Source organism: Streptomyces sp. NPDC001204 (assembly GCF_053598035.1).
Map to the genome: position 1 here is coordinate 88457 of NZ_JBSFJL010000031.1, position 24717 is coordinate 113173.

Genomic DNA, 24717 nt, shown 5'->3' on the forward strand with positions numbered 1-24717 from the left:
GCCGGAAGGCCGGAAGGCCGGAAGGCCGGAAGGCCGGAAGGCCGGAAGGCCGGAAGGCCGGAAGGCCGGAAGGCCGGAAGGCCGGAAGGCCGGAAGATCCTACGGCGACGCGGCAGGACCGGCACCGATACCGATGGATCCGGGGCTGGGCCTCTCAGTCGGCGCCCTCGCGCAGTGCCTGATGGATCTCCCGCAGCAAGCCGGTCAGCCGGGCGTAGTCGTCGCCCGCCACCGGTGTGACGAAGTAGCGCTCGACGACGTCCGCGTGCACGGCCGCGGCCCGGAGGAAGACGGCACGGCCCTGCTCGGTCGGCTCCACCAGGACGCTTCTGCGGTCCTCGGGGGACGGCACGCGCCGGACCAGGCCGGCCTCCTCCATGCGGTCCACCAGGCGGGTGATGCCGCTGCTGGTGAGGGTGAGGTCGGTGGCGAGCACACGCTGCGAGACCTCCTCGTCCGGCTGCCGGCAGAGCCGTATGAGGACCTCGAACATCGTGTGGCCGATCCCGCACTCATGACGCAGAGCGGTGTCGATCCGCTGCTCCAGGCGGGTGGCGGCCTTGATCAGCAGGCCGAAGTCGTGCACGAGCGGGCTGTTCGCGGCACGGGCGGCCTCGTCGTCCTGCCGGGTCGTGTCATTCACCTGCCTGACGTCCTCTCCCACTTCGGCCCAGCACGGTCCTGTCCCGCCCAGTTTACTGCCGAATCACCTACCGACACCTCAATTACTGAGCAATCAATTGCTGAGCAGTCAACGAAGTTCTATGGTGGCCGGGTCCGCACGAGAGCCGGAGAGAGGGAGAGCAGTGGACCTGCAGCACTGGCTCGGCCGAGCCACCCAGGCGATACAGGAGTGGGCCGACACCTTCGCCCCCTACCAGCCTCACCCGTCGCTCCAGGTCGACGACGACCGGTTCGCCGCCGCCTTCGAGGAGTTCACCGGCCGGCTGAAGGACAACTACCCCTTCTTCCACCCGTCCTACGTGGGCCAGATGCTCAAGCCGCCGCACCCCGCGGCCGTGGCCGGCTACCTCACCGCCATGCTGATCAACCCCAACAACCACGCCCTGGACGGCGGTCCGGCCACCGCCCGCATGGAACGGGAGGCCGTCGCGCAACTCGCCGCGATGTTCGGCTACGACACCCACCTCGGCCATCTCACCACCAGCGGCACGATCGCCAACCTCGAAGCCCTCTACGTCGCCCGGGAACTCCACCCCGGGCGGGGCGTCGCCTACAGCGAGGACGCCCACTACACCCACGGCCGCATGTGCCGCGTCCTGGGCGTGGAGAGCCACCCCGTCCCCACTGACGACCGGGGCCGTATGGACCTCGGCGCGCTGGAGGACCTGCTGCGGACCGGCCGGGTGGGCACGGTGGTCGTCACCGCGGGCACCACCGGGCTCGGGGCCGTCGACCCGATCCACGACGCCGTACCCCTCGCGCGGCGCCACGGCGTCCGCGTCCACGTGGACGCCGCGTACGGCGGCTTCTTCACCCTGCTCGCAGGCGCCGGCGGTGACGCGGGGCTGCCGCCCGAGCCGTGGCGGGCGATCGCCGGGTGCGACTCGGTCGTCGTCGACCCGCACAAGCACGGACTTCAGCCCTACGGCTGCGGTGCCGTCCTCTTCCGCGACCCGGAGGTGGGACGCTTCTACCTGCACGACTCCCCGTACACCTACTTCACCTCCGCCGAACTGCACCTCGGCGAGATCAGCCTGGAGTGCTCGCGCGCCGGCGCCTCGGCGGCCGCCCTGTGGCTCACGTTCCGGCTGCTCCCGCCCACGCCCGACGGCCTGGGCGGCGTCCTCGCGGCCGGCCGCCGGGCCGCACTGAGCTGGGCGGACCTGATCGACGACTCCGAGATCCTGGAGCTGTACCAGCGGCCCGAGTTGGACATCGTCACCTACTTCCCGGCGGTGGAGCCCGCCACGCTGAGCGCCGTCGACGCCGCCTCCGCGCGCATCCTCGACGACGGCATGAACGGCCCCGATCCCGTGTTCCTGAGCACGCTGAGGGCCGGCCGCGAGGCGTTCACGGCCCGCCACCCGAAGGTCACGGCGGACGCCGACGGCGCCCGTGTCCTGCGCAGCGTCCTGATGAAGCCGGAGTCCGAGCACCACGTGGATCACGTCCACGCCCGGGTGGAGCGGCTCGCCCGGTCGCGGTGACCGCCCGGAGCGGCCGCGACGGGCCCGTGCCCGGTGCGGAGCGCGGGCCCTCCCGCCCTCGCCTGGTCAGGGTCGCCGGGTGGTGCGACGCTGGGGAGGTGAGGTGTCCGACGAGGGGGTTCCGGGAGGGCCGATGGGACGTGACGTCCCGGCGCTGGTCTTCACCCGCGAGGACCGCCGCCGGTACCGGATCAAGATGCAGCAGTGCCTCGACGCGTTCGCGCAGATGCTGCGCGAGTCACGGTTCGAGTCCGAGCGGCCCCAGGTGGGGCTGGAGATCGAGCTGAACCTGGGCGACGACGGGGCGGAGCCCGCGATGCGCAACAGCGACGTGCTGGAGGCGATCGCGGACCCCGCCTGGGCGACGGAGCTGGGCCGGTTCAACCTCGAGATCAACATCCCGCCCCGCCGGCTGACCGAGGGTGGCCCGGACGCCTGGGAGTCCGAGATCCGCGCCGCGCTGAACCACGCGGAGGAGCGTGCCGGTTCGGTGGGCGCGCATCTGATCATGATCGGCATCCTGCCCACCCTGCGGCAGGAGGACGTCGGCGAGGCGGCGCTGTCGGAGAACCCGCGCTACCGGCTGCTCAACGACCAGGTCTTCGCGGCCCGGGGCGAGGACCTGCACATCGAGGTGGACGGCGTGGACCGGCTGCGGACCTACGCCGACACGATCACTCCCGAGGCCGCGTGCACCAGTACCCAGTTCCACCTTCAGGTCTCCCCGGAGGAGTTCGCCGGCTACTGGAACGCGGCGCAGGCGATCGCCGGGGTCCAGGTCGCGCTGGCGGCCAATTCTCCGTTCCTGTTCGGCAAGGAGCTGTGGCACGAGACCCGTATCCCGCTGTTCGAGCAGGCCACCGACACCCGCCCGGAGGAGATCAAGGTGCAGGGGGTACGGCCCCGGGTGTGGTTCGGCGAGCGGTGGATCAACAGCGTCTTCGACCTCTTCGAGGAGAACCTGCGCTACTTCCCGGCGCTGCTGCCGCTGTGCGACGAGCAGGACCCCGCGGAGACACTGGACCGCGGCGACATCCCGGAGCTGGCCGAGCTCACCCTGCACAACGGCACCATCTACCGCTGGAACCGCCCCGTCTACGCCATCGACCGCGACAAGCCGCACGTGCGGGTGGAGAACCGGGTGCTGCCCGCCGGCCCGACCGTCGCCGACACGCTCGCCAACGGCGCCTTCTACTACGGGCTCACCCGCGCCCTGGTGGAGGAGGACCGGCCGGTGTGGTCGCGCATGTCCTTCTCGGCCGCCGAGGAGAACCTGCACACGGCGGCGCGGCACGGCATGGAGGCACGGCTGTACTGGCCCGGGATGGGTGAGGTGCCGGTGCCCGAACTCGTGCTGCGGCGGCTGCTGCCGCTGGCCCACCGGGGGCTGGAGCAGTCCGGCATGGACGACGCCTGGCGCGAGCCGCTGCTCGGCATCATCGAGCAGCGATGCGTCACCGGCCGCAACGGTGCGATCTGGCAGAAGGAGATGTTCCACCACATCGACTCCACCACCCACTGCGGCCGGCACGAGGCGCTGCGGCGTATGACGCAGCAGTACGTCGACTACATGCACCTCAACGCCCCAGGCCATACGTGGCCGGTCGACTGACGGGGCCGTCCGGGTATGTAATTGCGTTGCCGTGCAAGTATGGTGGAGGTCCGCCGTCGGCACCGAGGAGGTGAGAGACATGGACTCCAGTAGTAGTCCGGGCCGTCCCCGGCCCCGCGTTCCCGTGTCCCCCAGCTCCTCGGGCATCCGGTAGCCGCGGCCCCGCGCCGCCGGCGGCTGCCGTGCCCTCTTCCTGCCCCGCTCCCACGGGGCGAGGGGAGGTTCCATGGCGAACCCGACCACGTTCGATGCCGGTCGCCGGCCGGCGACCGGCGCCGACCGCGACTCCGGCGGCCCCACCCGGATCGCCTCCCGCGCCGTCTCCGGCATCGGCTTCCTCGGCGGCGTCATCCCGTATGAGGGGGGCGGTGCTCGTGGCACCGGCCGCGGGGTGTCCGCGACCGGGCCGCGGGTGCGGCGTGACAGCGGTGGGCCCACGGCCCTGCGGGCCACCGTCCGGCCGGCCGGGGACCCGGCGTGCGGACTGAAGCGGCTCGTCGCACGGACGGCCCTGGAGTCCGGTGTCCGGGACCTGCGCCGGGATCCGGACGACGGGCCCCTCGGCACGGAGCGGAAGGCGGTGGCGGCATGAGCGATCTCGACGTGCTGCGCGCCCGCCGCGCCGTCCGCCGGGCGGCCCGGCAACTGGCCGAGGACGCCCCTCAGCTCGCCCGCGGCTCCGCGGCCGCGTACCGGGCCGGCCTCGCCGTGCGCGCCGCCGCACTGCACAGGGCGACGCTGGCCGCCTGGTCCTCCGGCATACCCGAGGACGTCATCGCGGCCGACGGGCACCTGCCGCGGGCCGTGGTGCGCCGCTGGATCGCGGCCGGATACCCGTCGCGACGCCCGTGCGACAGCCACAGGTGACCCTCAACGCCGGTGCCCGCGCGGGCAGTCGGAGCGACTGACGCCGACCCGCCCCCGAACACCACGACAGGACCGCCCTGATGAGCAGCAACGCGGCCAAACAACACGCAACGGCCCGGACAGATACGGGCGGATGACGCCCGGCGCCCTGTACGCGAGCCGGATGGCGTCCGCCGCGACACGTGAATCACCGTGGACCGGGGGCGGATCCCGCGCCTCGGTCGTCACGCTGTCCGAGGAGCGCCTGTATCCGGCGAGCCTCGTCCGGTAGACGTGGAACAGCTCCGCCCGTTTCCGTCCGCATCCTACCCGGTGGTGATCATGGAATCTCAACTCGCCCTGCCCGCGCCCGCCCTCGGTCTCCCACAACACAAGCGCCCCTGGCGCGGCGCCCCGGCCGCGGGGGCCGCCGGGTGACCGGCGACGGACCGGGCCCCGGCTACCGGCCCCCGGACAGCGCCGGCCGCATCCGCGCCGTCCTCGACGTCACCGATCACGAAGTCCTGCCCGCCGACCACCCGTTGTGGGACTGCCAGCACGCGCTCCTGACCCCGCGCCTCGCCGCCGGCGGCGCGCGCACCCGGATCGCCTTCGACCCGCTGACCGTGTCGCACGACGGGAACCGTTGAACACCCGAGAGGCGTCCCTGCGTAATGACGTGTGGGCGTGGGCAGCCTCGTCTGTGAAAAAAACGGTGCGGGGTTGTGAGCGTGTGGTGCGCCGAACCCGCGACGGTTCGTCAGATCCATGCTCGGCGTGGGGACTTGACCGTATAAATCGTAGATATCCCGCAATCCGCCTTATGTAGCGAACACATAACGGTTAACGCCCCGGCTGCGGGAAGGCAACACCCCGCATATCAGGACGCGGCCAAGTGGCGAACGGGGCCTGGCACTTGCTCTCGCGGAGTTGCGGAGGGTGCCCTAAGTCAGTGATAGCATCCCCGCGTCTGTGACCTTGGTCCACTCGGCTCGGGCACTGCATTGAGGTCGGCCTGTTCTCAACGCAACAGCGGTCGGGTCGCTCCGAGCGGTTGTGCCGCGGACTCCCACGAGGCGCCACCCACCGACGGCTGCAGGCTAAACGCCAGGAAAGGTTTCCATGATTCGAGACGCACTTGTATGGTGCCTGGTTGCCGCGGTGGTGCTCGCCGTCGCCGCGACCCTGGTGCTCTATCGTCGAAATAGTGCCATCACGACGAAAAAGAGCCAGGCCGAGGCTGCCTACACACAGAAGTTGAGCGAGGCCGAGGGGCAACTTGCCACGGTGTGGCATGAATTGCAGCGTCACAAGGCCGAGCACGACCAGACCATCCAAGAAGCCGAAGAGGGGGCCGAGGAGAGCACCAAGGCCGTTCTCAAGGGTTCGGCACGCTTTCTGCAGAGCCTTGCGGCCGAGCAGTTGGCACTCCTTGAGGAAATTCAGCGGAAGTACGGCGGCCACGCCGTACTGGCGGATCTGCTGGAAGTGAACCATGCCAATGCGCAAATGGCGCGGAAGGCTCAGGGTATTGCGGTGATGTGCGGTGCGCCGCTGGGTCGCCGCAGTAAGCCCGCCAGTGTTTATGACGTGGTGCGCAGTGCGCAGGGACAGATTCGCAACTTCCGCCGCGTCGAAATCATGCAGCAGACCGGTTTCGCGTTGAAGGCGTCGGCCGTTTCCCCGGTCGCTCTCGCCGTCGCGGAACTCCTCGACAACGCCGCCAGTTTCTCCCAGCAGGGTTCGCCGATCGAGGTGACCTTCCAGCGGGTGCAGAAGAACCTGTGCATCGTCATCGACGACGCCGGTGTCGGCATGAACGACGAGGACCGGCAGAAGGCGTCCACCCTGCTGTCCGGCGAGTTCCGCCCCCGGCTGTCCCAGCTGGGCAACCAGCCGAAGTTCGGCTTCCCCGTCATCGGCCTGCTCGCCCAGCAGTACGGGTTCCGGGTGGACGTCACCGGCATCTCCCGCTACGGCGGCGTCCGGGCGGTCGTCCTGCTGCCGGAGGAGCTGTGGACCGAGGAGGAGACCACGCCGACCGAACCCACCCAGGTGCCCCAGGTCAGCCCGATCCGCAGCGCGACGGGCCGGTCCGAGTCCGGTCCGCGCACCGCGCACGGTCTGCCCAAGCGGGGGTCGCGCCAGGTGCCCATCGCCAGTGTTCCCGACGCCGCTCCCGACAGCGACGACTCGGGACAGTCCGTCGCACCGCCGGACGAGGCCGGCCGCGCCGGCCGAAGCCTGGGAGCCTTCCAGCGCGGCACGCTCTCGGGCCGGAACCTCTCCGCGGCTCCGTTCGAAGGGTCCGATAACGCATGACCAACGACCTGTCGTGGATGCTCGAGGACATCGTGAGCAACGTGCCGAAGGCGCGGCACGCTGTTCTGCTGTCCGCAGACGGTCTCCCCCGCGGTGCGACCGACGGCATGTCGGAGAAGGACGTGCGGACCATATCCGCCGCCATGGCGGGGATGCAGGCGCTGAGCCGGGCGACCTCCCACTTCGCCGGTCCCGGCGAGGACAGGCAGTGGAACCAGACGATCATCGAGTTCTCCCATGGCTGGATCTTCCTGATCGGGGCGGGGCAGGGTGCCTACCTCGCCGCGGCCGCGGCGCCCGACGTCGACATGCAGCAGATCTCCTTCCGCATGCATAGGCTCGTCGCCCGGCTCGGCAACAACCTCACCTCGCCCCCCAGGGTCAACGCGGAGGCCGCGGCCGAGCGTTCCGACCGCACCGGGGGCCAGTTGGGCGGCATGCGGGGAACCGGCGTCCCGATCGCCGACCTCGACGAGGCGGTCGCCGAGGTGCGGGGCGCCCGCCACGCGGTGCTGCTGGGCGCCGACGGTCTGCCCCGCGGTGCCACCACGGGAATGAGCCAGGACCTGGCGGACACGATCTCGGCGGCGATGACGGGCATCCACGCCTACAGCCGCGCCACCTCGCAGTTCGCCGGTGTGCACGAACACGCCAGGTGGCGGCAGACGGTCATCGAGTTCCAGCACGGCTGGATCTTCCTGATCTCGGCCGGTCAGCGCGCCTTCCTGGCCGCGGCGGCCGACCACGACGCCGACATCGAGGAGTTCACGACCCGGCTGCACCAGGTGGTGCCCCGGCTGAGCGCGCATCTGTCACCACAAGGGGCGGTGAACAGCAAGTGAACGATGAGCCCGATCTCGAGCTGACCTCGGCATTAGTGCCACTGTTCGTGGTCACGAACGGGCGTTCCCTGCCCCCGGACCACGCCTACGAGCGCACGACCCTGGTGTCCGCGGAGGACGGTGCATCCGCCGCCGGCCTCATGCTTTCCCCGGAGGCCGGCCAGGTTCTGGAGATGGTCACGGACGGCTTTCTGTCCGTCGCCGAAGTGGCCGGCCATACGCACCTGCCGCTGGGGATCGTCCGGATTCTTCTGGCGGAGTTGGAAGAGGGCGGCCTCGTCATCACGAGGAAGCCCGTCCCCCGCGCCGAACGTGTCGATCGAGAAATCCTCAGCGCGGTACTCGATGGCCTCAAAGCCCGATTCGGAGCGTGATACGTGTACCTGGATTCAGCGGTGTCCACCGCGGTCAAGATCCTTGTGGTGGGCCACTTCGGAGTCGGGAAGACCACGTGCATCGGAAGTATCTCCGAGATCGAGCCTTTGCGGACCGAAGAGGAGATCACCGAAGCGAGTGTCGGATTTGACGACCTGTCGGGAACTCCGGACAAGACGACCACGACGGTCGCCATGGACTTCGGCCGCCTGACCATCAGCGACGAGGTGGTGCTCTACCTCTTCGGAACGCCCGGTCAGGAACGGTTCAAGGAGATGTGGGAAGAGCTGTCCCGGGGCGCGCTCGGCGCCCTGGTGCTGGTCGACCCCGAGCGGCTCTCCGAGTCCTTCCCGGTCCTCGACCTGGTCGAGCGCTTCGGCCTGACCTACGCCATCGGCGTCAACCGCTTCGAAGGCACCACCGACTACCCGCTCATGGAGGTGCGCGAGGCCCTGAACCTGTCCGCGGAGACCCCCGTCGTCGCCTGTGACGTACGGGACCAGAACTCGGCGGCGCAGGCTCTCATCACCCTCGTGCACCACCTCCTGTCCCTCATTTCTTAGGAGCCACCCACCCATGCAGCAGCGTCCCGGCATACAGGGGCCACCTCCCGGCTGCCCCGCCCACGCCAATGTCCCGGTCTACGGCCCTCAGTTCGGCTCCGATCCCGACAGCCACTACGAGTACCTGCGCACCCTCGGCCCGAGCGCGCCGGTCGACGTCGCCCCGGACGTCCAGGTCGAGCTGGTCACCAGCTACGACGCCGCTCTGTACATCCTCCAGAACCCCGCCTCGTTCGTCCGGGACTCCCGGCGGTGGAACGCGCTGAACCAGGGACGTGTCCCCGAGGACAGCCCGGCGCTGCCGATGATGGGGTACCGGCCCAACGCGCTGTTCAGTGACGGCGCGGCGCACGCCCGGCTGCGCCAGGCGGTCACGGACAGTCTGGCCAGCGTCAACGAGCTCCAACTGGTGCGGCAGACCCAGCAGTCCGCCGACTACCTGATCAGCCGGTTCAGCACCGACCGCCTGGGCCAGGCCGAGTTGATGGCCGACTACGCCCAGCCGCTGCCGCTGCTGGTCTTCAGCGACCTGTTCGGGTGCCCGCCGGAGATCGGCGACCGCGTCATCGTCGGCATCAGCGGCATCTTCGACGGCACCCCCAACGCCGACCAGGTACTGGGCGAGGCGCTCGGAGAGCTGATCGCCCTCAAGCGGCGCCGCCCCGGACAGGACCTGACCACCCGTCTGATGGAGCACGCGGCGGGGCTCACCGACGAGGAGGTGCTGCACCAGCTGGTGACGCTGCTCTCCGGAGGCACCGCTCCCCTGGCGGCGGCCATCGGCACGAGCAGCGCGCTGATCCTCGACGAGGGGTGGCAGGCCGGCCTGCCGATCGAGGACGCCGTCACGCAGGTCCTGTGGAACTACGCGCCGATCGCCAACTACGCGGCCCACTATCCGACCCACGACGTGGACTTGGGCGGTAGAACGCTCAAGGCCAACGACCCGGTCCTCATCTCCTTCGCGGCGGCCAACACCGATCCCCGGCTGGCCGAGCACCGTGAGCAGCTCAGCGCGAAGGCGCATCTGGCCTTCGGGGCCGGCCCGCACGCCTGTCCGGCCAAGGACCCCGCGTTCATGATCGCCGTCACCGCCGTCGAGTCCCTCCTCAACCGGCTGCCCGACGTCGAAGTCCGTGTGCCGTTCAAGGACTTGAGCTGGGTTCCGGCCCCGTGGAGCCGTTCGCTGGTGACGCTCCCGGTCCGGTTCACGCCACGGGTCGTGGCGCCGGTGCCCGCGCAGACGCAGCAGGCGGCCGCCCCCGCCGCCCCGATGGCCGCCGCCGCGGCGCCCAGGCCTGCGACGACGTCCGCGGCCAAGCCCAAGGCGGGCATGTTCAGCCGCTTCCTGGCATGGACCCGAGGGGAGTGACGAAGGCAACCCCAACGCGCATAGTCATCTCGTATGTTTAAGCCACCGTTGGGGTATGCATGGCGGCTGATACCTAGAAAGGAGCCGTCGTGGAGACAGCGGTAACTCCGCCCCCCGACAGACGATTTGCGGTCTCGCTCTTCTCTCGTCTACGGACAGCGAAGGGCCAGGCCAACCCCTTTCCGATCTACGCGGAGCTTCGGTCGAGGGGCGGAGTCATCGCAGCGCCCTGGGGAGGTCATCTCGTCACTCGCTTCGATCTGTGCGATCAGATCCTGCGCAACCGTGAGTGGCTGGAGCCCGACGCCCGCTGGCGAGAACAGCAGGGGGACGGCACCCGGTGGACCGCCCCCTCCTCTCGTGAGATGAGCAGGACGCTGCCCGCCCTCAATCCCCCCGAACACACCTGGGTGCGCCGGTCGGCCGGCATGTTCGACCGCACCTCCATGGAGGAGATGCGTGGCACGGTCGGCCGTATCACGGGTCGGCTCATGGACTCCCTCTCCGTTCGACTGCGCGACGGGGAGGCCGATTTCAACGCCCTGGTCAGCGAGGAACTGCCGGTCGCCACCATCGGGCACTGGCTGGGCCTGCCGAGCGCCGACTTCCCCCGGCTGCGCGAGCTGACACACGACCAGGTCTTCACCCAGGAGTTGCTGCCCTCGGCCAGTCAACTGGCGCTGTCCGACGCGGCCACGGCCGAGCTGCGCGCCTACTTCCTGGACCTGGTGCGCGAGCGGCGAGCCCACCCGGGCGACGACCCCGTATCGCGCTGGATCACCCTCTGGGACGCCATGGAGAGCGACCAGGACAAGGCGGACGAGGCCGTCTACTTCCTGGCGCTGTTCGTGCTGCTGGCGGCCCTGGAGACGACGTCCACCCTGTTGTCGACCATGACCCTGCTGCTCCTAGAACACCCCCGGCAGTGGAACCGGCTCACCATCCACCCCGACCTCGCGCCGGCCGCCGTGGAGGAGTCGTTGCGCTACGACCCGCCCACCCATGTGATCAGCCGCGTCTCCTCCAGGGACACCGAGGTGGGCGGTGTCGAGGTGCGCAAGGACGAGATGGTCCACCTCATGGTGGGAGCGGCCAACCGCGACCCCGCCAAGCACGAGGACCCCGAGCTGTTCAACCTGCACCGCAAACCGGCGCACCTGGCCTTCAGCGGCGGCATTCACTACTGCCTCGGCGCGCCCCTGGCCCGGCTGGAGGCCCAGACCCTCCTGCACCACCTGGTCAGGCGCTTCCCGCGGCTCACCCTCGTACGCCGCCCGACGTGGGCGCCGCGCGTGGCCTTCCGGCGCCCGCTGAATCTGGATGTCGCTCTCATATGATCGAAATGACCAATGCCTTCGACACCTTTCCCTACAAGGCGATACACGTCGAGCAGGACGGACCTGTCCTCCGGGTCCGGCTCAACCCGTCGGCGCAGGACAGCTCGCTGACGGTCGCGGCTCTCGACGACCTCGTCTCCCTGCTCAACAGCCTCCATGAACGGCCCGACATCCGGGTGCTGCTGCTGTCGGCGGAGGGCGACGACTTCTGCCTCGGCGCCGACCGCGACGAGTTCCAGGCGGCACTGGCGGAAGACCCCACCGGCGGCGCCATGCGCCGCATCGTGGACAAGGCCTACCGCGTGTGCGACGCCCTGGAGAACTCGCACGCGGTGACCATCGCCAGACTCCACGGCAGGGTCGTGGGCGCCGGCCTGGCGCTCGCCTCCTTCTGCGACCTGCGCGCGGGGGCGGACACCTGCCGGTTCCGCATGCCGGAGATCGCCCTCGGTCTGCCCCCCGCCTGGGGAGGCGCCATGGGCCGCCTGGTCGCCGAGGGCGGATCCGCCAGGATCCGCGAACTCATGCTCACCTGCGAACCGTTCGACGCGGCGACCGCCCACCGGCTCGGTCTTCTGCACAAGGTCGCGCCCGTGGAGGAGCTGGACGCGGCCGTCGACGCCTGGATCAGGCCCCTCGTCCGGCGCGCACCGGAAGCCCTCACCCTCACCAAGCGCATGCTGGCCGGCTACGCGCGGGCCGACCGCACCGCCGACGTCGCGCTGCTCGACGCCCATCTCCTCACCGCACAGCTCAACCAGGGCCGGGCCGTGGCCCAGCGCTGACCGCACTGCCGTCCGTACGCGCCCGACGCCCCCCTGGCGTCGGGCGCGTACGGCGTTTTCGGCGTCCTGACGACGGCAGGACGACCGGGACGCGGGTAGGCCGGACGGGACGAGGGCAGGCCGGCGGGAACGACGCACGGGGACGCATCCGCCGCTCCCCTGCGGTGGCGGATGCGTCCCCTGGTGCCCGAGCGGCACGGCGTGCTACCGGAGCCGGTCAGGCGGTTCCGGCCTCCGGGGCCGGGCGGGTCAGGACGAGGGCGATGACGACGACGCTGAGGATCGTGAACACGGCGACCAGGGCGACCAACGCGGCCGGGACGCCGCTGACGAAGAACGCCGGGAGGGCCGAGACCACCGACAGGATCCGGGAGGCCGCCACGACACGGGAGCCTGTCCGGTTCAGCGTGCGCCAGGTGTAGACGACCGCGAGCACCGTGATCACACCGAGCACGCCGTCGGCGATGGCGACGGCCGTCGGCGGGCCCTGGGTGTCCGCGTCGGGATCCGGGAGCGTGAAGAAGTTGGTCATGTCGAGCAGGCCCAGGAGGCCCGCGAGGACGAGGCCCACCTTGTTCTTGCGGGTGAGGCCGGGGACGGTTTCCGTGCGGCTGGTCTGGCTCATCTGGGCTCCTGTGTCCGGGAGTCGGGGACGCCGGTGCGGCGACCCCGTGCGGTGAGCATGCGGCAGCTCCGGTCCGGACCGCATCGGTGGAGCGTCCCCGGCGGCAGGGAGGTTTTCCCGTACGTCCCGGGACAAGAGCCTCCCCGCCGGGAACCGGTCTCCGCCATCATCGGGACATGACCTCCGCGGCCCGTCCCATCCGGGTGCTCATCGCCGACGACCATCCCGTGGTGCGGCGCGGGATGAGCGCGCTGCTGACCTCGCTGGCCGGGGTGGACGTGGTGGCGGAGGCTGCCACGGGCGAGGAGGCGCTGCGCGAGGCGCAGTTGAGCCGTCCCGACGTGGTGGTGATGGACATCCGGATGCCGGCGATGGACGGGGTGGAGGCCACCCGGCGGCTGACCGCGCTGCTGCCGGACGTCGCGGTGCTCGTCGTCACCATGTACGAGGACGACGAGACGGTGCTGTCGGCGCTGCGTGCCGGGGCCCGCGGCTATCTCCTCAAGGGGGCCCAGCAGGAGGAGATCCTGACCACCATCCGGTCCGTGGCGACCGGTCAGTTCGTCATCGCGCCGGGTGTGGCGGCCCGTCTGCTCGGCCAGGTCGGACCGCCGCGGCCGGCCGACCCCTTCCCCGAACTGACCGCCCGGGAACGCGAGATCCTCGACCGGGTGGCACGCGGCCACGGCAACGTCCGTGTCGCGGCCGAGCTGGAACTGGCCGTCAAGACCGTCGCGAACCACCTGTCCGCCATCTTCGCCAAACTGGGGGTGAGCGGCCGGACCGAGGCCATCCTGCTCGCCCGCGAGCGGGGACTGGGCGACGACGCGTCAGGCCCCGCCTCATGACCGAGCGCCTGCGGACCGCTCTGCGGTGTGCGGCCCTCGCGCCGGTCGCCGGTGCGTCGGTCGCGTCCCAGTGGTGGACACCGCCGTCCGCCTCCAGGCGGTGGGTCCTGTGGGCCGTCATCGTCGGCCTCGGCCTGACGGCGTCTTACGCCCTGGTCACCGCCCGGCGCGGGGCCTCGGCCGCCTCCCGGCTGCTCGGCCTGTCCGCGGCGGCGCTGCTGAGCGCACCGCTCCTGGCCGCGGCCGGTGTCCCGGAACTCGCCGTCGTACCGGTGGTGCTGGCCTCGACGGTCACCCTGCCGCTGGCCGCCCTCCGCGTCGTCGAGGTGCGGCCGGTGTCGCGGGCGCTGCGCTGGGCGGAGGCTTCGGTCGCCGTCTGCGGGGCGGGCTGCGCGGCCGCGTCCGTGACGGGCGGCGAGCCGGCGCTGATCGCGGCCGGGGTGGCCTCCGGGACCGCGATGTGCGCCGGCACCTGGGTGCTGTTCGAGCTCACCTCCGGCGACGACCGGCGCCGCGTGCTGTGGCTGGTGCTGGGTGCCGCCGCGACGACGCTGGCCGGGATGCTGCTGTTCGCGGTGGACAACTCCCTCACGCCGGGCTTCCCGGCCGGCGTGGTGGCGGTCGGCGCGGTGTCCCTGCTGCTGCCGGGCTCCATCACGGTGGCGCTGGTCGCGCCGCGCGCGGTGGACGTACGGGTGGTGATGCGCGGCGCCGCCGTCCTCATCGTCATGCTCGCGCTGAGTGCCGCGGTGTACGAGGGTGTCGCCGCCGTGTGGGAACTGGCGGTGGGCGCCCGGCCGGGCAAGGGCGTACCGCCCCTGCTGGCGGCCGGGATCGCCGCCGGGTACCAGCCGGTCCGGCGTCATGTCGAGGCGGTGATGGACGAGATGCTGTTCGGCCGCTCGGCCGACCCGGTGGAGACGCTCACCCGGCTCGGCACGGACCTGACCGCCGGCGCCCCGCCTCCGCTGTGGCTGCACACCCTGCGCACCACGCTCGGTGTGCCCGGCATCGAGCTTCGCCAGGAGGACACCGTGGTCGCCACCGCGGGCACCGTCGACGCGGACCACGTCCAGGTCACCGCCCTGCGCGCGGACGGTGAGAAGGTGGGCGATCTCGTGGTCGGTCTGCCGCCGGGACATCTGCGGCTGCCCCGCGCGGCCGCCGCGGTGGTCGACCTGGTCGCGGCGCCGCTCGCGCAGGCCCTGCACGCGGCCCGGCTCAGCGAGCAACTGCGCCTGTCCAGGGGCCGTACGGTGACCGCGCTGGAGGAGGAGAGGCGGCGCATGCGCCGCGATCTGCACGACGGGCTGGGCCCCGCCCTGACCGGCATCGCCTACACGGCGGACGCGGTCGTCAACCTCATCGCCACCGACCGCGAGCACGCGGTCGGCACGCTGCGCGCGCTGCGCGCCGACGTGGGCGACACGATCACCGAGATCCGCCGGATCGTCTACGGGCTGCGCCCGCGCGCCCTCGACGAACTCGGCCTCGTCGAGGCCATCCGCCAGCGCACCGACCCGCTGCGGGTCGCCGACGGCCGCCCCCTCACGGTGACGGTCGACGCCCCGGAGCAGTTGCCGCAGCTGCCCGCGGCCGTCGAGGTCGCCGCCTACCGGGTGGCGGTGGAAGCCGTCACCAACATCGCCCGGCACGCCGCCGTCACCGTCGCCACGCTCACCCTGGAACTGCGCGCCGGCACCCACCTGCGGGTGACGGTCGCCGACTCCGGCCGCTGCACCGAGCCGTGGACACCCGGCGTCGGCATCCAGTCCATGCACGAGCGCGTCGAGCAGATCGGCGGCACCCTGACCGTCCACACCACGCCCGAGGGTGCCACGATCACCGCCGAACTGCCGCTGGCCATCCCGGAGTGACGCCGTGCGCCGCGCACGGCACACCCGTCGTCCCCGGCCGCCGCAGCGAGAACACCGTCGCCGCTTCACACCTCTGGCCCCGGGGACTTACCGAACGGTATACAAGCCCAGTCGAACGTGCGACGGCGGCGCCCCGGTGCCGGCGATGTGCGATGTCCCGGTCCAGGGGGGAGAACTGATGGCTCGTCAGGAACGTTCGGGTGCGGCGGTGGCGAGACGCCGGCGGTGGCCGGCCGCGGTGGGGGCGGCGCTCGGCGGATGCGCCCTCGTCGCCGCTTCCACGGCGCCCGCCTCGGCGCACGGTGCCGGGTCCGGCGCGGGGTCCGGCCGCGCCGCGCACTACGTGTCGCTCGGGGACTCGTACACCTCCGGTCCCGGAATCCCACGGCAGGTCGATGCCGACTGCGGCCGTTCGGACAGCAATTACCCGTCGCTCGTCGCGGCCGAGCGGAAGGCCGCCTCCTTCGAGGACGTGAGCTGCGCCGGGGCGACGACCGAGGAGATGTGGAAGCCTCAGGGATCCAACGGCGCCCAGCTCAACGCCCTGCGCAAGGACACGGACCTGGTGACGGTCCAGATCGGCGGCAACGACGTCGGGTTCGGCTCCATCATCGCCACCTGCGCCCAACTCGGCTCCCAGCAGCCGACCGGGGACCCCTGCCGGCGTCACTACGCCTCGTCCGGCATCGACCGGCTGACGCTCGACATCGCGCGCACGGCGCCGAAGGTGGACCGCGTGCTGCGGGCCGTGCACGCCCGGGCGCCGCACGCCCGGGTGCTCGTCGTCGGCTACCCGGACCTGCTGCCCGACGACGGCAGCGGCTGCTTCCCCGCGGTGCCGTTCGCCTCCCAGGACTTCCCCTATCTGCGGGACACCGAGAAGCGGCTGAACACGATGCTCCGCCTGGTGGCCGCGTGGAACCACGCGGAGTACGTCGACACCTACCGGCCCACGGTCGGCCACGACATGTGCAAGGCCCCGGCGGACCGCTGGATCGAGCCCTTGCAGCCGGCCTCGCCAGCGGCCCCGGCCCACCCCAACGCCAAGGGCGAGGAGGCCATGGCACGCGCGGTGCTGGAAGTGCTGGACAAGCGGCACGGGCGAGGCTGAGCCCCGGCCGGCGGGCGTGCGGCGGGCCCCGGCCGGGTGCCCGCCGCGTGCCGCCGCCGGCGCGGTCGCCGGGCCCGCGCGGAACGTCACAGGCGCGGAGTGTCGAACCAGTCCCTCGTGTCGGGCCCCGTGGCCAGGAACAGCAGGACGGCGCCCAGCACGGCCCCGGCGCCCCACGCCGTGTGGTGCGCCAGAGCGCCGACGACCGCGGCGCCGGTCATCAGCCAGCCGGCGACGACCGCGCCGGCGCGGACGCCGTTGCCGCCCTTCGCGGTCTTCAGCGCGACGACGAGCGACAGCACGGCCAGCACGGCGAGGGGAAGGGCTTCGAGGAACAGCAGGCCCATGATCAGCTCGCCGAAGGCACCGCTCCTGACCGTGGCACCGGCCACCGCGAACCGCAGGGCCAGGGTGCCGCTGACCGGAGCCACGAGGAAGAGTATGACGCGGACGGCCCTGACGGCGGTCGGCATGTGGGGCATGGCGGGCATCGTGGCGGGCCCCGGCTCGGCGGTCAACGACCCGGTGCGCCAGGTGCGCAGACGTGATCTCGCCGAGCCCGGTCCGCAACCGCGTCAGACCGGTTCGGTCAGGCGGCGGGCGGTCTGGGCCGCGCGCTGGGACGCGCGGTGCCGTCGGCCGCGGCGGGTCGGGCCCCAGGGTTTCAGCACGGAGATCACCGTCATGAAGACGTATGCGGTCAGGGAGACGATCGGGCCCATCAGGACTCCGCGGGAGCTGGGCAGCGGCTGGCCCGCGGCGACGTCCCGGACCGCCGAGTCCAGCCCGGGGCGCAGCACGAGGATCGTGGCGGCGGTCGTGGCCAGGGTCAGCCAGAACTTCGTGTAGACCCACCGGTGCCGTGCCAGCCCCCACGGGGTACCCAGGGACAGCACCAGACCGCTGAACAGAGTGAGGAAGGCGACGGGAAGCAGGAGCCAGTCGGCGAAGAGTTTCATCGCGCGGACCGAGGTCTCCACGGTCACCGCGGACTGCGTGGTGACAGCGGCGGTCCCGAGGGCGAGCAGTCCGAGGGAGAGGCCGAGCCAAGCGGCGGAGGCGACCACATGGACCACGAGGAAGGCACGGCGTGCGGGGCGGCTTGTTCTCACCCGCCACACGGTGCCGGACGGTGGCGCGGCCGGCGTCCGACGAGGGGAGTAACCCGATGTACCGGCCTCGGCGTACGCGGCCGGGCCTCCTCCGTCCGGGTGCGCGTGGGCCACGGCGCCGGCCGCGCGGCTCGCCCGCCGCTCACGCTGGGGACAGCGACCCCACCGGGCCGGCACCCCCTGATCAAGGAGAGCGACATGCCCATCGATACCGTCGAGCGATTCCTGGCCGCCCTCGACCCGCACCACCGGGAGCACGTCCAGGGCCTGTCACGCGAGGAACAGGAGAGCCTCGCCGCCGCCTGGGAGACGGAGCTCCAGCAGGACACCGACCTCGACACCCTGAGCGAGCTGTCGCCGCCCGCGGCCGAGTGCGAAGCGGCGGCACGCGTGGCCAGGAAGCTCCTCGAACACTGAACGAGGGCTCGGACCCGGCGGCCGGGCTCCGTCTCCGGCCGCCAGGGCACGCCCGTACGCACTCCGGGTCCGTGCCGCGGGAGTACGCGGCCACCGACGCCGTACTCCCCCCGTCGTACGGTGCGCCGCTCAGCCCGCGGCTGTCATCGGGCCCGGGTCACCGGCCGACCAGTTGGGTCTCGGCGGCGTCCAGGCCCGCCGCCGGGACGGGCGCGGGGCGGCGGGCGGTGTCGCTGACCTTGAGCAGAAGGGCGACGAGCAGCCAGTTGGCGACCATCGCGGAGCCGCCCTGGGCCAGGAACGGCAGGGCCTTTCCGGTGAGCGGGATGAGCCCGGTGACACCGCCGACGACGACGAACACCTGGAGCACCAGCGTGGTCGCCAGACCGGCGGCCAGCAGCTTGCCGAAGGGGTCGGTCACGGTGACCGCCGTGCGCAGGCCGCGTTCGGCGAGCAGCGCGTACAGCAGGATCACGGCCATCACTCCGGCCAGGCCGAGTTCCTCGCCGACCGTGGTGAGGATGAAGTCGCTGCGCCCGGCGAAGCCGATGAGTTCGGGGTGGCCCTGGCCGAGGCCGGAACCGAGCATGCCGCCGGAGCCGAAGCCGAACAGCGCCTGGGCCGCCTGGTCGGAGATCAGACCGGCCGGCCGCTGCTCCGGGGGGAGGTAGATGTCCATGGGGTGCAGCCAGGCGACCACTCGGCCGTGGACGTGCGGTTCGAAGGAGCCCACGACGAAGGCTCCGACGGCGAACATGCCGACGCCGAACGCCACCCAGCTGGTCCGCTCGGTCGCGATGTACAGCATGATCACGAAGGCGCCGAAGAAGATGAGCGAGGTGCCGAGGTCCCGTTCGAGGACCAGGACGAGCAGGCTGACGACCCATACGGCCGCGATCGGGCCGAGCTGCCGCCCTCGCGGCAGGTACATGCCCATGAAGCGTCGTCCGGCCAGGGCCAGGGCGTCCTTGCGGAGCGTCAGGTACCCGGCGAAGAAGAGCACGATCACGATCTTCACGAACTCGCCGGGCTGGAAGGACAGCGGCCCGAGGAAGATCCACCGCTTGGCGCCGTAGACGTCGCCGGGATAGAAGGCCGGGGCCATCAGCAGGACCAGGCCCACGGTGACGGCCAGGTAGGGATAGCGCTGGAGCCGGCGGTGGTCCCTGAGCGCGACCACGACCGCGATGAATCCGAGTACCGCGAGGGCGACCCACATGATCTGCCCGCCGACCGCCGCGGGCGAGCCGTACCGGGCCTGGTAGGCGGTGTCGAGGCGGTGGATCAGGACGATGCCCAGGCCGGTGAGCAGGGTGGCCAGGGGAAGGATCAGCGGGTCGGCGTGGGGGGCGAACCGCCGTACCGCCAGATGGCAGAGCAGCGGGGGCAGGGCCAGAACGGCGACATGGACCACCAGATCGGGCGGCAGGCTGCCCGTGAGGGCGAGGGAGCTTCCGGCGTGGCCGAATCCGCAGATGAGCACGGCTCCCAGCAGCAGCGTCAGTTCCAGATTGCGGCTGACCGGATCGCCGCCCCGACTCGCTGCTCCGACCCGACTGCCCATGACAGTTTCCCCCGTCGCGTTCCGCCGGACCTCCCGTCTGCGGGTCCGGTGACACCCGGCACGACTATACGGTTGCGCAATGATGCAACTAAACGTCGAGGGACACAGGCGCCCGGGTGGGCGGCCCCGGGACCCGCGCGGTCCCGGGTGCCGGTGACCGTCAGGTCCCGGCGGCCGCGGCCACGGCCTGCCGGGCCGCCCGCTCCACCAGGGAGACGCCGTCGCTCATCGACGCGCTGCCGTCGGACAGCACGGCGACGAGGTAGCGGTGTCCGTGCACCGTGATCCGGCCGACGCTGTTGACGTCCCAGAGCCCGGAGGTGGTGCGCTGGAGCCAGCCGTTCTTCAGCTCGTACTGGGCACCGGAGGCCACCGAGACGCCCCACGCCTGGTCGCTCACGACCCGGCTCATCAGCGTCCGGATGTAGGTCCGGGACTCCTTGTTCAGCGGGGAGCCCGTCTTCGACGCCCCGGCGCTGTCGAACACCGACAGCAACAGGCGGACCTGGTCGGAGGCCGTCGTCCGCGTCAGCCCCCACTTGGCGCCGGGACCGCCCTTGGTCGAGGTCAGCCCCAGCCGCTTGTTGGCCGCCTCGAGACCCGGCGCCATGCCGATCTCGCGCCACAGGGCGTTCGCCGCCGTGTTGTCGCTCTTGCGGATCATCGGCTCGGCCAGGGAACGTTCGTGGGCGGTGAGATGCCGGCCCGCGTCCTGGGCCTGAAGCAGCAGCGCCGCGAGAATGTCGACCTTGATGATGCTGGCGGTGTCGTACGGGGCGTCCTCGCCATAGAGCAGCGGCTTCCGGCTCGCGCCGTCGAGGCCGAGCACCGCCGCCGTCACCCGCGCCTTGCTCTGCGGCTGCGGCGCCGCCGGGGCGGCCGCCGCCGCGTGGGCCTGCTCCGCCGGAGCGGGCGCGGCGACCGCGGGTGCCGCGTGCAGCGCGCCGAGGGAGAACAGGGTCGCCACCGAGACCAGGAGGGCACCGGCGCAGGCGCCGGCGCGGCTGCCCCGGCGCCTTGCCGTGGTCGCCGTGGTCGCCGAGGTCTTCGAATGCGGCATGGAACGCGGATGGGACATGGTCGGGCAGGCCTCCGCAATGGGTCGGCAAACGGGGGAAACTGCTGGCGAAGGTAGACAAAATGTGCGCCAGGCGAAGTGGCCGCCGTCACTGCGAACCCATTTCGACCCGAATTGTGAGAAGGCCCACCCCCGACACCCGCCCCCGTCCCCCAGCCCCCGTCACGGACCGGTCACAGCAAGCCGCGCGGCCGTCTCACCGGCGCCGCCGGGACGTCCTGCGCCGGGCCCGGGCCGGGCCGGACGCCGGGCGCGCCACGACCGTCGGGACCACGAGTGCCGCCTGCCTGGCGCGTGGCGGCGCCGCCTGCCCGAGGTCTCGTTCGAGTTCGTCGAGGGCCCTTCGGGCCGCCGCGATCCGGGCGGCGAGGTGGTGCTGGACGTCCGGGGGGTTACCGGCGTCCGCCGTTCCGGCGGGCTCGTCCCTCTCCATCTCCCGGGCCTCCTCCAGGGACGTGATGACCACGCCGATGAGGACGTTGACCAGGACGAAGGAGGCCAGCAGGACGTAGGAGGCGTAGTAGACCAGGCTCCAGCGCGACACCTCCAGGCCGCTGTGGACCGCGTCGCCGATGCCGTCCAGGGTCATCAGCAGGAAGAGGGTCAGCACGGCGCGGCCTATGGAGCCGTAGTGCTCGGGGTCGTGGCGGCCGAAGAAGACCCAGCCGACCATGGCGTACACGTACAGCAGCAGGGCGCCGACCAGGAGGAAGCTCATGGTGCCGGGCAGACTGCGGACCACCGCCACCAGCACGATGCGCACCTGCGGCAGGAAGCGGGCGGTGCGCAGCACGCGCGCCAGCCGCAGCAGCCGCAGCACCGTGGCGTTCTCCCGTACGACGGGCACGAAGGCGCACAGGACGACGACCAGGTCGAAGGAGTTCCACGGGTCCTTCCAGAACTCCCGCGGGCGGTCGGCGTAGGCCAGCATGCGGACGAGGATCTCCACCGTGAAGGCGGCCAGGCAGACGTGTTCGGCCTGCCGTAACCAGTGGTGCCACTGAGCCGCCAGGCCGGAGTACGTCTCCACGCCCAGCAGGGCGGCGTTGAGGAGGATCACCGCGAAGACGCCGAGGGCGAACCAGCGGGCCTCGGTGACGGTCCGGCAGCGGTGTGCCAGTTCTCCGCGTAAGGACCGCGATGCGATGTCGGCGTTCTGATCGTGCTGCTCCGGCATCTGCTGCCCTAGCCCCTTCACACGCGGTGGCAGTCCCGGCCGACCGGGCTGGAAGGACGGGCTGGTTGAGTGATGATCATCCACCAACACGGACGTCCGCGGCACCGTGGACGGCGATACGTTCGCGGACCGCGTACGGCACGTCGGGCGTGCGGTACGCGGTCACCGTGTGCGCTCAGTCCCGGGACCGCGGCCCGGCGGTCACCTTCGGGTGCCGCAGGACGGGCAGAAGGCCGCGCCGTCCGGCAGGTCCTGGTGACAGGAGGAGCAGCTGTCCGTCTGGGCGAGGCGGTGTCCGCAGGCGGGGCAGAAGGTCGCGCCCCTGGTCTCGGCGCGGCACTGCGGGCAGACCAACTGGCGCGGCGTAGTGACGTCGTGGTCCTGGCCGCGATGCTGCCCGGCGTCGTAGGCGCGCTGGGCCACCATGTCGTTCAGGCCCCGCTGCTGGGCCGCCTGGGCCTCCGCCGCGGTGTCCGGGGAGCAGGTGAGGCAGAGTCCGAGGCCCGCGTTCCAGCAGCGGCCGCAGACGTAGGCCGTACAGCGGGGGCAGCGGTCGAAGTGGCCCTGAGCGTTGGCGATGGCACGGGTGAACGCCGCGTCCCGCTGGGTTCCGTAGTTCGCTCCGGCCAGCCCGTCGGCCGCGTCGGAGACACCCCGGGCGGCGCCACCGCCGATGACCGACCAGGCCGCGTTCGCCCCCCGCGACAGCCAGCCCGCCATCTGGCCCGCCCGGAAGGGCTCGAACGGAGAGCGCCAGGTGTCCGAGCAGCGGGAGCAGTAGAACTCGAACTGGAATCCGGCGCCGGTTCCGTGCTGCTGGCACAGGTCGCGGTGATTGTTGTTGAAGTAGATCTCGGTACTCATGGCGCGTTCCCCCCAGGGCCGACCTTGTGACGGTGTTCCGCCCACGCGACGCCCGTCCTCGTCGTGCGGGTTTCCGGAATTCTGCCAGGCGCGCGGGCGCCCCGGCACCCGCTGTCCGGCGACTGGTCCTGGAGCGAAGGGGTACGCGTGTGGTGAACAGATACAGCTGAAGACTCGGGCGGCGCCGGCGCTGCTCGCGGGTTCGGCCCCGTGGACGTCCTGTGCCTGCGCTCGTCGGGCTCTGGCTGGTTCTGCCGGCCTCCGGTCGAAGGGATTCCGGTCATGACTGACGACACCAGCGACTCCGTCCGCGCACAGGCCCGCCCGGCCGACCCGACGCCGGTCGCCTACGCGGATCCGGCCCCGCTGGGCCTGGCGGGGTTGGCGATGACCACCATCCTGCTGTCCCTCATCAACACCAACCTGCTCAAGGAACCCGGCGCGGTCTTCCCGGTGCTCGGGCTCGCCCTGTTCTACGGCGGCCTGGCGCAGTTCGTCGCGGGGCTCTTCGAGTTCCGCCGCGGCAACACCTTCGGCGCGACCATGTTCGGTTCCTTCGGCGCGTTCTGGCTGACGTACTGGTGGCTGGTGCCGCGGGTGGCGGCCGTCGGCGACGCGCACAACGCGCTGGGGCTGTTCCTGCTCGCCTGGGGCATCTTCAGCGCGTACATGGCGGTGGCCGCGCTGCGTACCAGTCTCGCCGTCCTCGCGGTGCTGGTGCTGCTGGCCATCACCTTCGTCCTGCTGGCGATCGGCGAGTTCCAGGGCGGCCCGGCACCGCACGTCGTCACCCGGATCGGCGGCTGGTTCGGCATCGCGTCGGGACTGGCCGCCTGGTACGCCTCGGCGGCCGCGGTGATCAACACCACGCACCGGCGAACCCTGCTGCCCACCTGGCCCCGCTGAGCCGTCCCGGTCCACGGGCACTACACCGCGGTATCGGGGTACCCGCACGAGTGAAGCACTTCTCCACGGAGGCGGTCATGCTCATCCTCGGCGTCATTCTTCTCGTCGTCGGCTTCGTCACCGGCATCTCGATCCTGTGGACCATCGGCATCATCCTCGCCGTGATCGGCGCGGTCCTGTGGCTCCTCGGATCGATGGGCCACGCGGTCGCCGGTCACCGTCACTACTGGTGACCGACCCGCGACAACCGGAGAGGCGGCCCGCGCGGGCCGCCTCTCGGGTCGGTGTCCGGTCGGTGTCCGCCGAGGTGTTCAGCGGGCGTGGCCGGAGCCGCGGCCGGACATCCGCCAGATCCTGATCTCGCGCAGGAGCCCCGGCATCTCCTTGACCAGCACGGCGAGCACCAGCCCGCCCACCAGGGCGGCCTCCACCGCCAGCAGCTGTTTCGCTGTCATCCCGTTCCTCCCTTTCTGTCCTTCCGTCCTTCCGTCCTTCCGTCCCTCTGTCCGGACCCGGTCCTGCCCCTGACGCGACCCGTCATCCGGGCGAGATGTTCGGCATGGCCTTCATGATCGCGTCGTGCTTCTTCCAGTGGATGCCCGTCGACCGCCTGGCATCGGAGGTGCCGTCCCTGTGGTGCCCCGTCTGCCGCTCGTACGGGCCGAAGTTGCCCTGGTGCAGTCCGGTGACGTGCCCGGGGGTGTCGGGCTTCACGTCACGCCTGCCGACTCTGATCGTGCCCATGGTCTGCTCCTCGTCTCCCCCGATGCTCTCCCCCGGTCGCCGGCCCGGCTCACGGGTCGCGAACGGTTCAGCCGTGTTCGGCTCCGTAGGTGGGGGTGTGGGTGGTGGTGAGGGTTTTGCCGTTGCCGAGGTACATGTGGACGCCGCAGGGGAGGCAGGGGTCGAAGCT

The 24717-nt window shown here is 71.5% G+C and carries 27 protein-coding genes and 1 pseudogene; 18 read left to right on the top strand and 10 right to left on the bottom strand.

What is annotated here, in order from left to right; all coding sequences use genetic code 11:
• Positions 1-154: 154 nt before the first annotated feature.
• A complete protein-coding gene (locus tag ACWC91_RS32390; RefSeq protein WP_225077276.1) occupies positions 155-643 on the bottom strand; it encodes a MarR family winged helix-turn-helix transcriptional regulator in 489 nt (162 codons plus the stop codon).
• A 163-nt stretch (positions 644-806) separates the two neighbouring features.
• On the opposite strand from ACWC91_RS32390, the gene ACWC91_RS32395 reads away from it, so the two are divergent.
• From ACWC91_RS32395 to ACWC91_RS32450, 12 genes and pseudogenes are all read left to right on the top strand, one after another.
• Positions 807-2171: a pyridoxal phosphate-dependent decarboxylase family protein gene (locus ACWC91_RS32395; RefSeq protein ID WP_450641436.1), complete on the top strand. Its 1365-nt coding sequence runs from the start codon at positions 807-809 to the stop codon at positions 2169-2171.
• A gap of 133 nt (positions 2172-2304) precedes the next feature.
• A complete protein-coding gene (locus ACWC91_RS32400) occupies positions 2305-3783 on the top strand; it encodes a glutamate-cysteine ligase family protein (RefSeq protein WP_376499732.1) in 1479 nt (492 codons plus the stop codon).
• Between the two features lie 226 nt (positions 3784-4009).
• Positions 4010-4375 carry a hypothetical protein gene (locus tag ACWC91_RS32405; RefSeq protein ID WP_281157149.1) on the top strand — a complete coding sequence of 122 codons (366 nt, stop codon included), beginning with the start codon at positions 4010-4012 and terminating at the stop codon, positions 4373-4375.
• The gene (locus tag ACWC91_RS32410; protein WP_225077280.1) at positions 4372-4650 is read left to right on the top strand and encodes a hypothetical protein; all 279 of its coding nucleotides are present in this window, start codon (positions 4372-4374) and stop codon (positions 4648-4650) included. Before ACWC91_RS32405 ends, ACWC91_RS32410 begins: the two co-directional genes overlap by 4 nt.
• Positions 4651-5108: 458 nt before the next feature.
• Positions 5109-5213, top strand: a pseudogene (locus tag ACWC91_RS32415) (NAD(P)-dependent oxidoreductase); the annotation flags it as partial.
• Positions 5214-5751: 538 nt separating this feature from the next.
• Positions 5752-6951: an ATP-binding protein gene (locus tag ACWC91_RS32420; protein ID WP_225077281.1), complete on the top strand. Its 1200-nt coding sequence runs from the start codon at positions 5752-5754 to the stop codon at positions 6949-6951.
• Positions 6948-7793, top strand: coding sequence for a roadblock/LC7 domain-containing protein (locus tag ACWC91_RS32425; protein WP_225077282.1), 846 nt, complete (start codon positions 6948-6950; stop codon positions 7791-7793). Before ACWC91_RS32420 ends, ACWC91_RS32425 begins: the two co-directional genes overlap by 4 nt.
• Entirely contained in the window at positions 7790-8167 is a 378-nt protein-coding gene (locus tag ACWC91_RS32430) for a DUF742 domain-containing protein (RefSeq protein WP_141367239.1), read from the top strand. The genes ACWC91_RS32425 and ACWC91_RS32430 overlap by 4 nt, the downstream gene beginning before the upstream one ends.
• 3 nt (positions 8168-8170) lie before the next feature.
• A complete protein-coding gene (locus tag ACWC91_RS32435) occupies positions 8171-8731 on the top strand; it encodes a GTP-binding protein (RefSeq protein WP_225077283.1) in 561 nt (186 codons plus the stop codon).
• Between the two features lie 13 nt (positions 8732-8744).
• Entirely contained in the window at positions 8745-10103 is a 1359-nt protein-coding gene (locus ACWC91_RS32440; RefSeq protein WP_281157151.1) for a cytochrome P450 family protein, read from the top strand.
• An 89-nt stretch (positions 10104-10192) separates the two neighbouring features.
• On the top strand, positions 10193-11440 hold the full coding sequence (locus tag ACWC91_RS32445) for a cytochrome P450 (protein ID WP_376499728.1): 1248 nt from the start codon (positions 10193-10195) through the stop codon (positions 11438-11440).
• A gap of 5 nt (positions 11441-11445) precedes the next feature.
• Positions 11446-12225: an enoyl-CoA hydratase/isomerase family protein gene (locus tag ACWC91_RS32450; protein ID WP_374113971.1), complete on the top strand. Its 780-nt coding sequence runs from the start codon at positions 11446-11448 to the stop codon at positions 12223-12225.
• A 217-nt stretch (positions 12226-12442) separates the two neighbouring features.
• On the opposite strand, the gene ACWC91_RS32455 is transcribed toward ACWC91_RS32450, so the two are convergent.
• On the bottom strand, positions 12443-12850 hold the full coding sequence (locus ACWC91_RS32455) for a hypothetical protein (protein ID WP_450644893.1): 408 nt from the start codon (positions 12848-12850) through the stop codon (positions 12443-12445).
• A gap of 176 nt (positions 12851-13026) precedes the next feature.
• On the opposite strand from ACWC91_RS32455, the gene ACWC91_RS32460 reads away from it, so the two are divergent.
• The 3 genes from ACWC91_RS32460 (at position 13027) to ACWC91_RS32470 (ending at position 16686) form a co-directional block, all read left to right on the top strand.
• Entirely contained in the window at positions 13027-13698 is a 672-nt protein-coding gene (locus ACWC91_RS32460) for a response regulator (protein WP_225077288.1), read from the top strand.
• Complete coding sequence (locus ACWC91_RS32465; protein ID WP_450644895.1) at positions 13695-15575, top strand: sensor histidine kinase; 1881 nt, start codon at positions 13695-13697, stop codon at positions 15573-15575. The genes ACWC91_RS32460 and ACWC91_RS32465 overlap by 4 nt, the downstream gene beginning before the upstream one ends.
• A gap of 178 nt (positions 15576-15753) precedes the next feature.
• Positions 15754-16686 (top strand): SGNH/GDSL hydrolase family protein, encoded by a 933-nt coding sequence (locus ACWC91_RS32470; protein ID WP_225077290.1) that lies wholly within the window; start codon positions 15754-15756, stop codon positions 16684-16686.
• An 86-nt stretch (positions 16687-16772) separates the two neighbouring features.
• Here the strand turns inward: ACWC91_RS32470 and ACWC91_RS32475 are convergent, their stop codons facing one another.
• Together ACWC91_RS32475 and ACWC91_RS32480 are read right to left on the bottom strand one after the other, a co-directional pair.
• The gene (locus ACWC91_RS32475; protein WP_225077291.1) at positions 16773-17168 is read right to left on the bottom strand and encodes a hypothetical protein; all 396 of its coding nucleotides are present in this window, start codon (positions 17166-17168) and stop codon (positions 16773-16775) included.
• Positions 17169-17261: 93 nt separating this feature from the next.
• Entirely contained in the window at positions 17262-17798 is a 537-nt protein-coding gene (locus ACWC91_RS32480) for a DUF2269 domain-containing protein (protein ID WP_225077292.1), read from the bottom strand.
• 198 nt (positions 17799-17996) lie between these two features.
• Here ACWC91_RS32480 and ACWC91_RS32485 point away from each other — a divergent pair, with 198 nt between their 5' ends.
• Complete coding sequence (locus ACWC91_RS32485; RefSeq protein WP_141367217.1) at positions 17997-18215, top strand: hypothetical protein; 219 nt, start codon at positions 17997-17999, stop codon at positions 18213-18215.
• A gap of 157 nt (positions 18216-18372) precedes the next feature.
• On the opposite strand, the gene ACWC91_RS32490 is transcribed toward ACWC91_RS32485, so the two are convergent.
• The 4 genes from ACWC91_RS32490 to ACWC91_RS32505 form a co-directional block, all read right to left on the bottom strand.
• Complete coding sequence (locus ACWC91_RS32490; protein WP_450644659.1) at positions 18373-19779, bottom strand: FtsW/RodA/SpoVE family cell cycle protein; 1407 nt, start codon at positions 19777-19779, stop codon at positions 18373-18375.
• Between the two features lie 160 nt (positions 19780-19939).
• On the bottom strand, positions 19940-20839 hold the full coding sequence (locus ACWC91_RS32495; protein WP_450644657.1) for a serine hydrolase: 900 nt from the start codon (positions 20837-20839) through the stop codon (positions 19940-19942).
• A gap of 214 nt (positions 20840-21053) precedes the next feature.
• Positions 21054-22034, bottom strand: a complete 981-nt coding sequence (locus ACWC91_RS32500) for an ion transporter (protein WP_225077295.1) — start codon at positions 22032-22034, stop codon at positions 21054-21056.
• A gap of 201 nt (positions 22035-22235) precedes the next feature.
• Entirely contained in the window at positions 22236-22898 is a 663-nt protein-coding gene (locus ACWC91_RS32505; protein WP_225077296.1) for a zinc ribbon domain-containing protein, read from the bottom strand.
• Between the two features lie 282 nt (positions 22899-23180).
• On the opposite strand from ACWC91_RS32505, the gene ACWC91_RS32510 reads away from it, so the two are divergent.
• Complete coding sequence (locus ACWC91_RS32510; RefSeq protein ID WP_450644654.1) at positions 23181-23804, top strand: acetate uptake transporter; 624 nt, start codon at positions 23181-23183, stop codon at positions 23802-23804.
• 77 nt (positions 23805-23881) lie between these two features.
• On the top strand, positions 23882-24037 hold the full coding sequence (locus tag ACWC91_RS32515; protein ID WP_225077308.1) for a DUF6131 family protein: 156 nt from the start codon (positions 23882-23884) through the stop codon (positions 24035-24037).
• A gap of 78 nt (positions 24038-24115) precedes the next feature.
• Here ACWC91_RS32515 and ACWC91_RS32520 read toward each other — a convergent pair whose 3' ends face one another.
• On the bottom strand, positions 24116-24259 hold the full coding sequence (locus tag ACWC91_RS32520) for a hypothetical protein (protein WP_172633272.1): 144 nt from the start codon (positions 24257-24259) through the stop codon (positions 24116-24118).
• Positions 24260-24341: 82 nt separating this feature from the next.
• Positions 24342-24548: a hypothetical protein gene (locus ACWC91_RS32525; protein WP_141367202.1), complete on the bottom strand. Its 207-nt coding sequence runs from the start codon at positions 24546-24548 to the stop codon at positions 24342-24344.
• Positions 24549-24717 lie beyond the last annotated feature (169 nt).

Coding starts and splice junctions, on each gene's coding strand:
- ACWC91_RS32410 (WP_225077280.1), top strand. CDS start 4,372: ATGAGCGATCTCGACGTGCTGCGCGCCCGCCGCGCCGTCCGCCGGGCG.
- ACWC91_RS32515 (WP_225077308.1), top strand. CDS start 23,882: ATGCTCATCCTCGGCGTCATTCTTCTCGTCGTCGGCTTCGTCACCGGC.
- ACWC91_RS32475 (WP_225077291.1), bottom strand. CDS start 17,168: ATGCCCCACATGCCGACCGCCGTCAGGGCCGTCCGCGTCATACTCTTC.
- ACWC91_RS32510 (WP_450644654.1), top strand. CDS start 23,181: ATGACTGACGACACCAGCGACTCCGTCCGCGCACAGGCCCGCCCGGCC.
- ACWC91_RS32470 (WP_225077290.1), top strand. CDS start 15,754: ATGGCTCGTCAGGAACGTTCGGGTGCGGCGGTGGCGAGACGCCGGCGG.
- ACWC91_RS32490 (WP_450644659.1), bottom strand. CDS start 19,779: ATGGGCAGTCGGGTCGGAGCAGCGAGTCGGGGCGGCGATCCGGTCAGC.
- ACWC91_RS32465 (WP_450644895.1), top strand. CDS start 13,695: ATGACCGAGCGCCTGCGGACCGCTCTGCGGTGTGCGGCCCTCGCGCCG.
- ACWC91_RS32455 (WP_450644893.1), bottom strand. CDS start 12,850: ATGAGCCAGACCAGCCGCACGGAAACCGTCCCCGGCCTCACCCGCAAG.
- ACWC91_RS32460 (WP_225077288.1), top strand. CDS start 13,027: ATGACCTCCGCGGCCCGTCCCATCCGGGTGCTCATCGCCGACGACCAT.
- ACWC91_RS32400 (WP_376499732.1), top strand. CDS start 2,305: ATGGGACGTGACGTCCCGGCGCTGGTCTTCACCCGCGAGGACCGCCGC.
- ACWC91_RS32485 (WP_141367217.1), top strand. CDS start 17,997: ATGCCCATCGATACCGTCGAGCGATTCCTGGCCGCCCTCGACCCGCAC.
- ACWC91_RS32525 (WP_141367202.1), bottom strand. CDS start 24,548: ATGGGCACGATCAGAGTCGGCAGGCGTGACGTGAAGCCCGACACCCCC.
- ACWC91_RS32420 (WP_225077281.1), top strand. CDS start 5,752: ATGATTCGAGACGCACTTGTATGGTGCCTGGTTGCCGCGGTGGTGCTC.
- ACWC91_RS32425 (WP_225077282.1), top strand. CDS start 6,948: ATGACCAACGACCTGTCGTGGATGCTCGAGGACATCGTGAGCAACGTG.
- ACWC91_RS32495 (WP_450644657.1), bottom strand. CDS start 20,839: ATGCCGCATTCGAAGACCTCGGCGACCACGGCGACCACGGCAAGGCGC.
- ACWC91_RS32440 (WP_281157151.1), top strand. CDS start 8,745: ATGCAGCAGCGTCCCGGCATACAGGGGCCACCTCCCGGCTGCCCCGCC.
- ACWC91_RS32520 (WP_172633272.1), bottom strand. CDS start 24,259: ATGACAGCGAAACAGCTGCTGGCGGTGGAGGCCGCCCTGGTGGGCGGG.
- ACWC91_RS32505 (WP_225077296.1), bottom strand. CDS start 22,898: ATGAGTACCGAGATCTACTTCAACAACAATCACCGCGACCTGTGCCAG.
- ACWC91_RS32500 (WP_225077295.1), bottom strand. CDS start 22,034: ATGCCGGAGCAGCACGATCAGAACGCCGACATCGCATCGCGGTCCTTA.
- ACWC91_RS32405 (WP_281157149.1), top strand. CDS start 4,010: ATGGCGAACCCGACCACGTTCGATGCCGGTCGCCGGCCGGCGACCGGC.
- ACWC91_RS32450 (WP_374113971.1), top strand. CDS start 11,446: ATGACCAATGCCTTCGACACCTTTCCCTACAAGGCGATACACGTCGAG.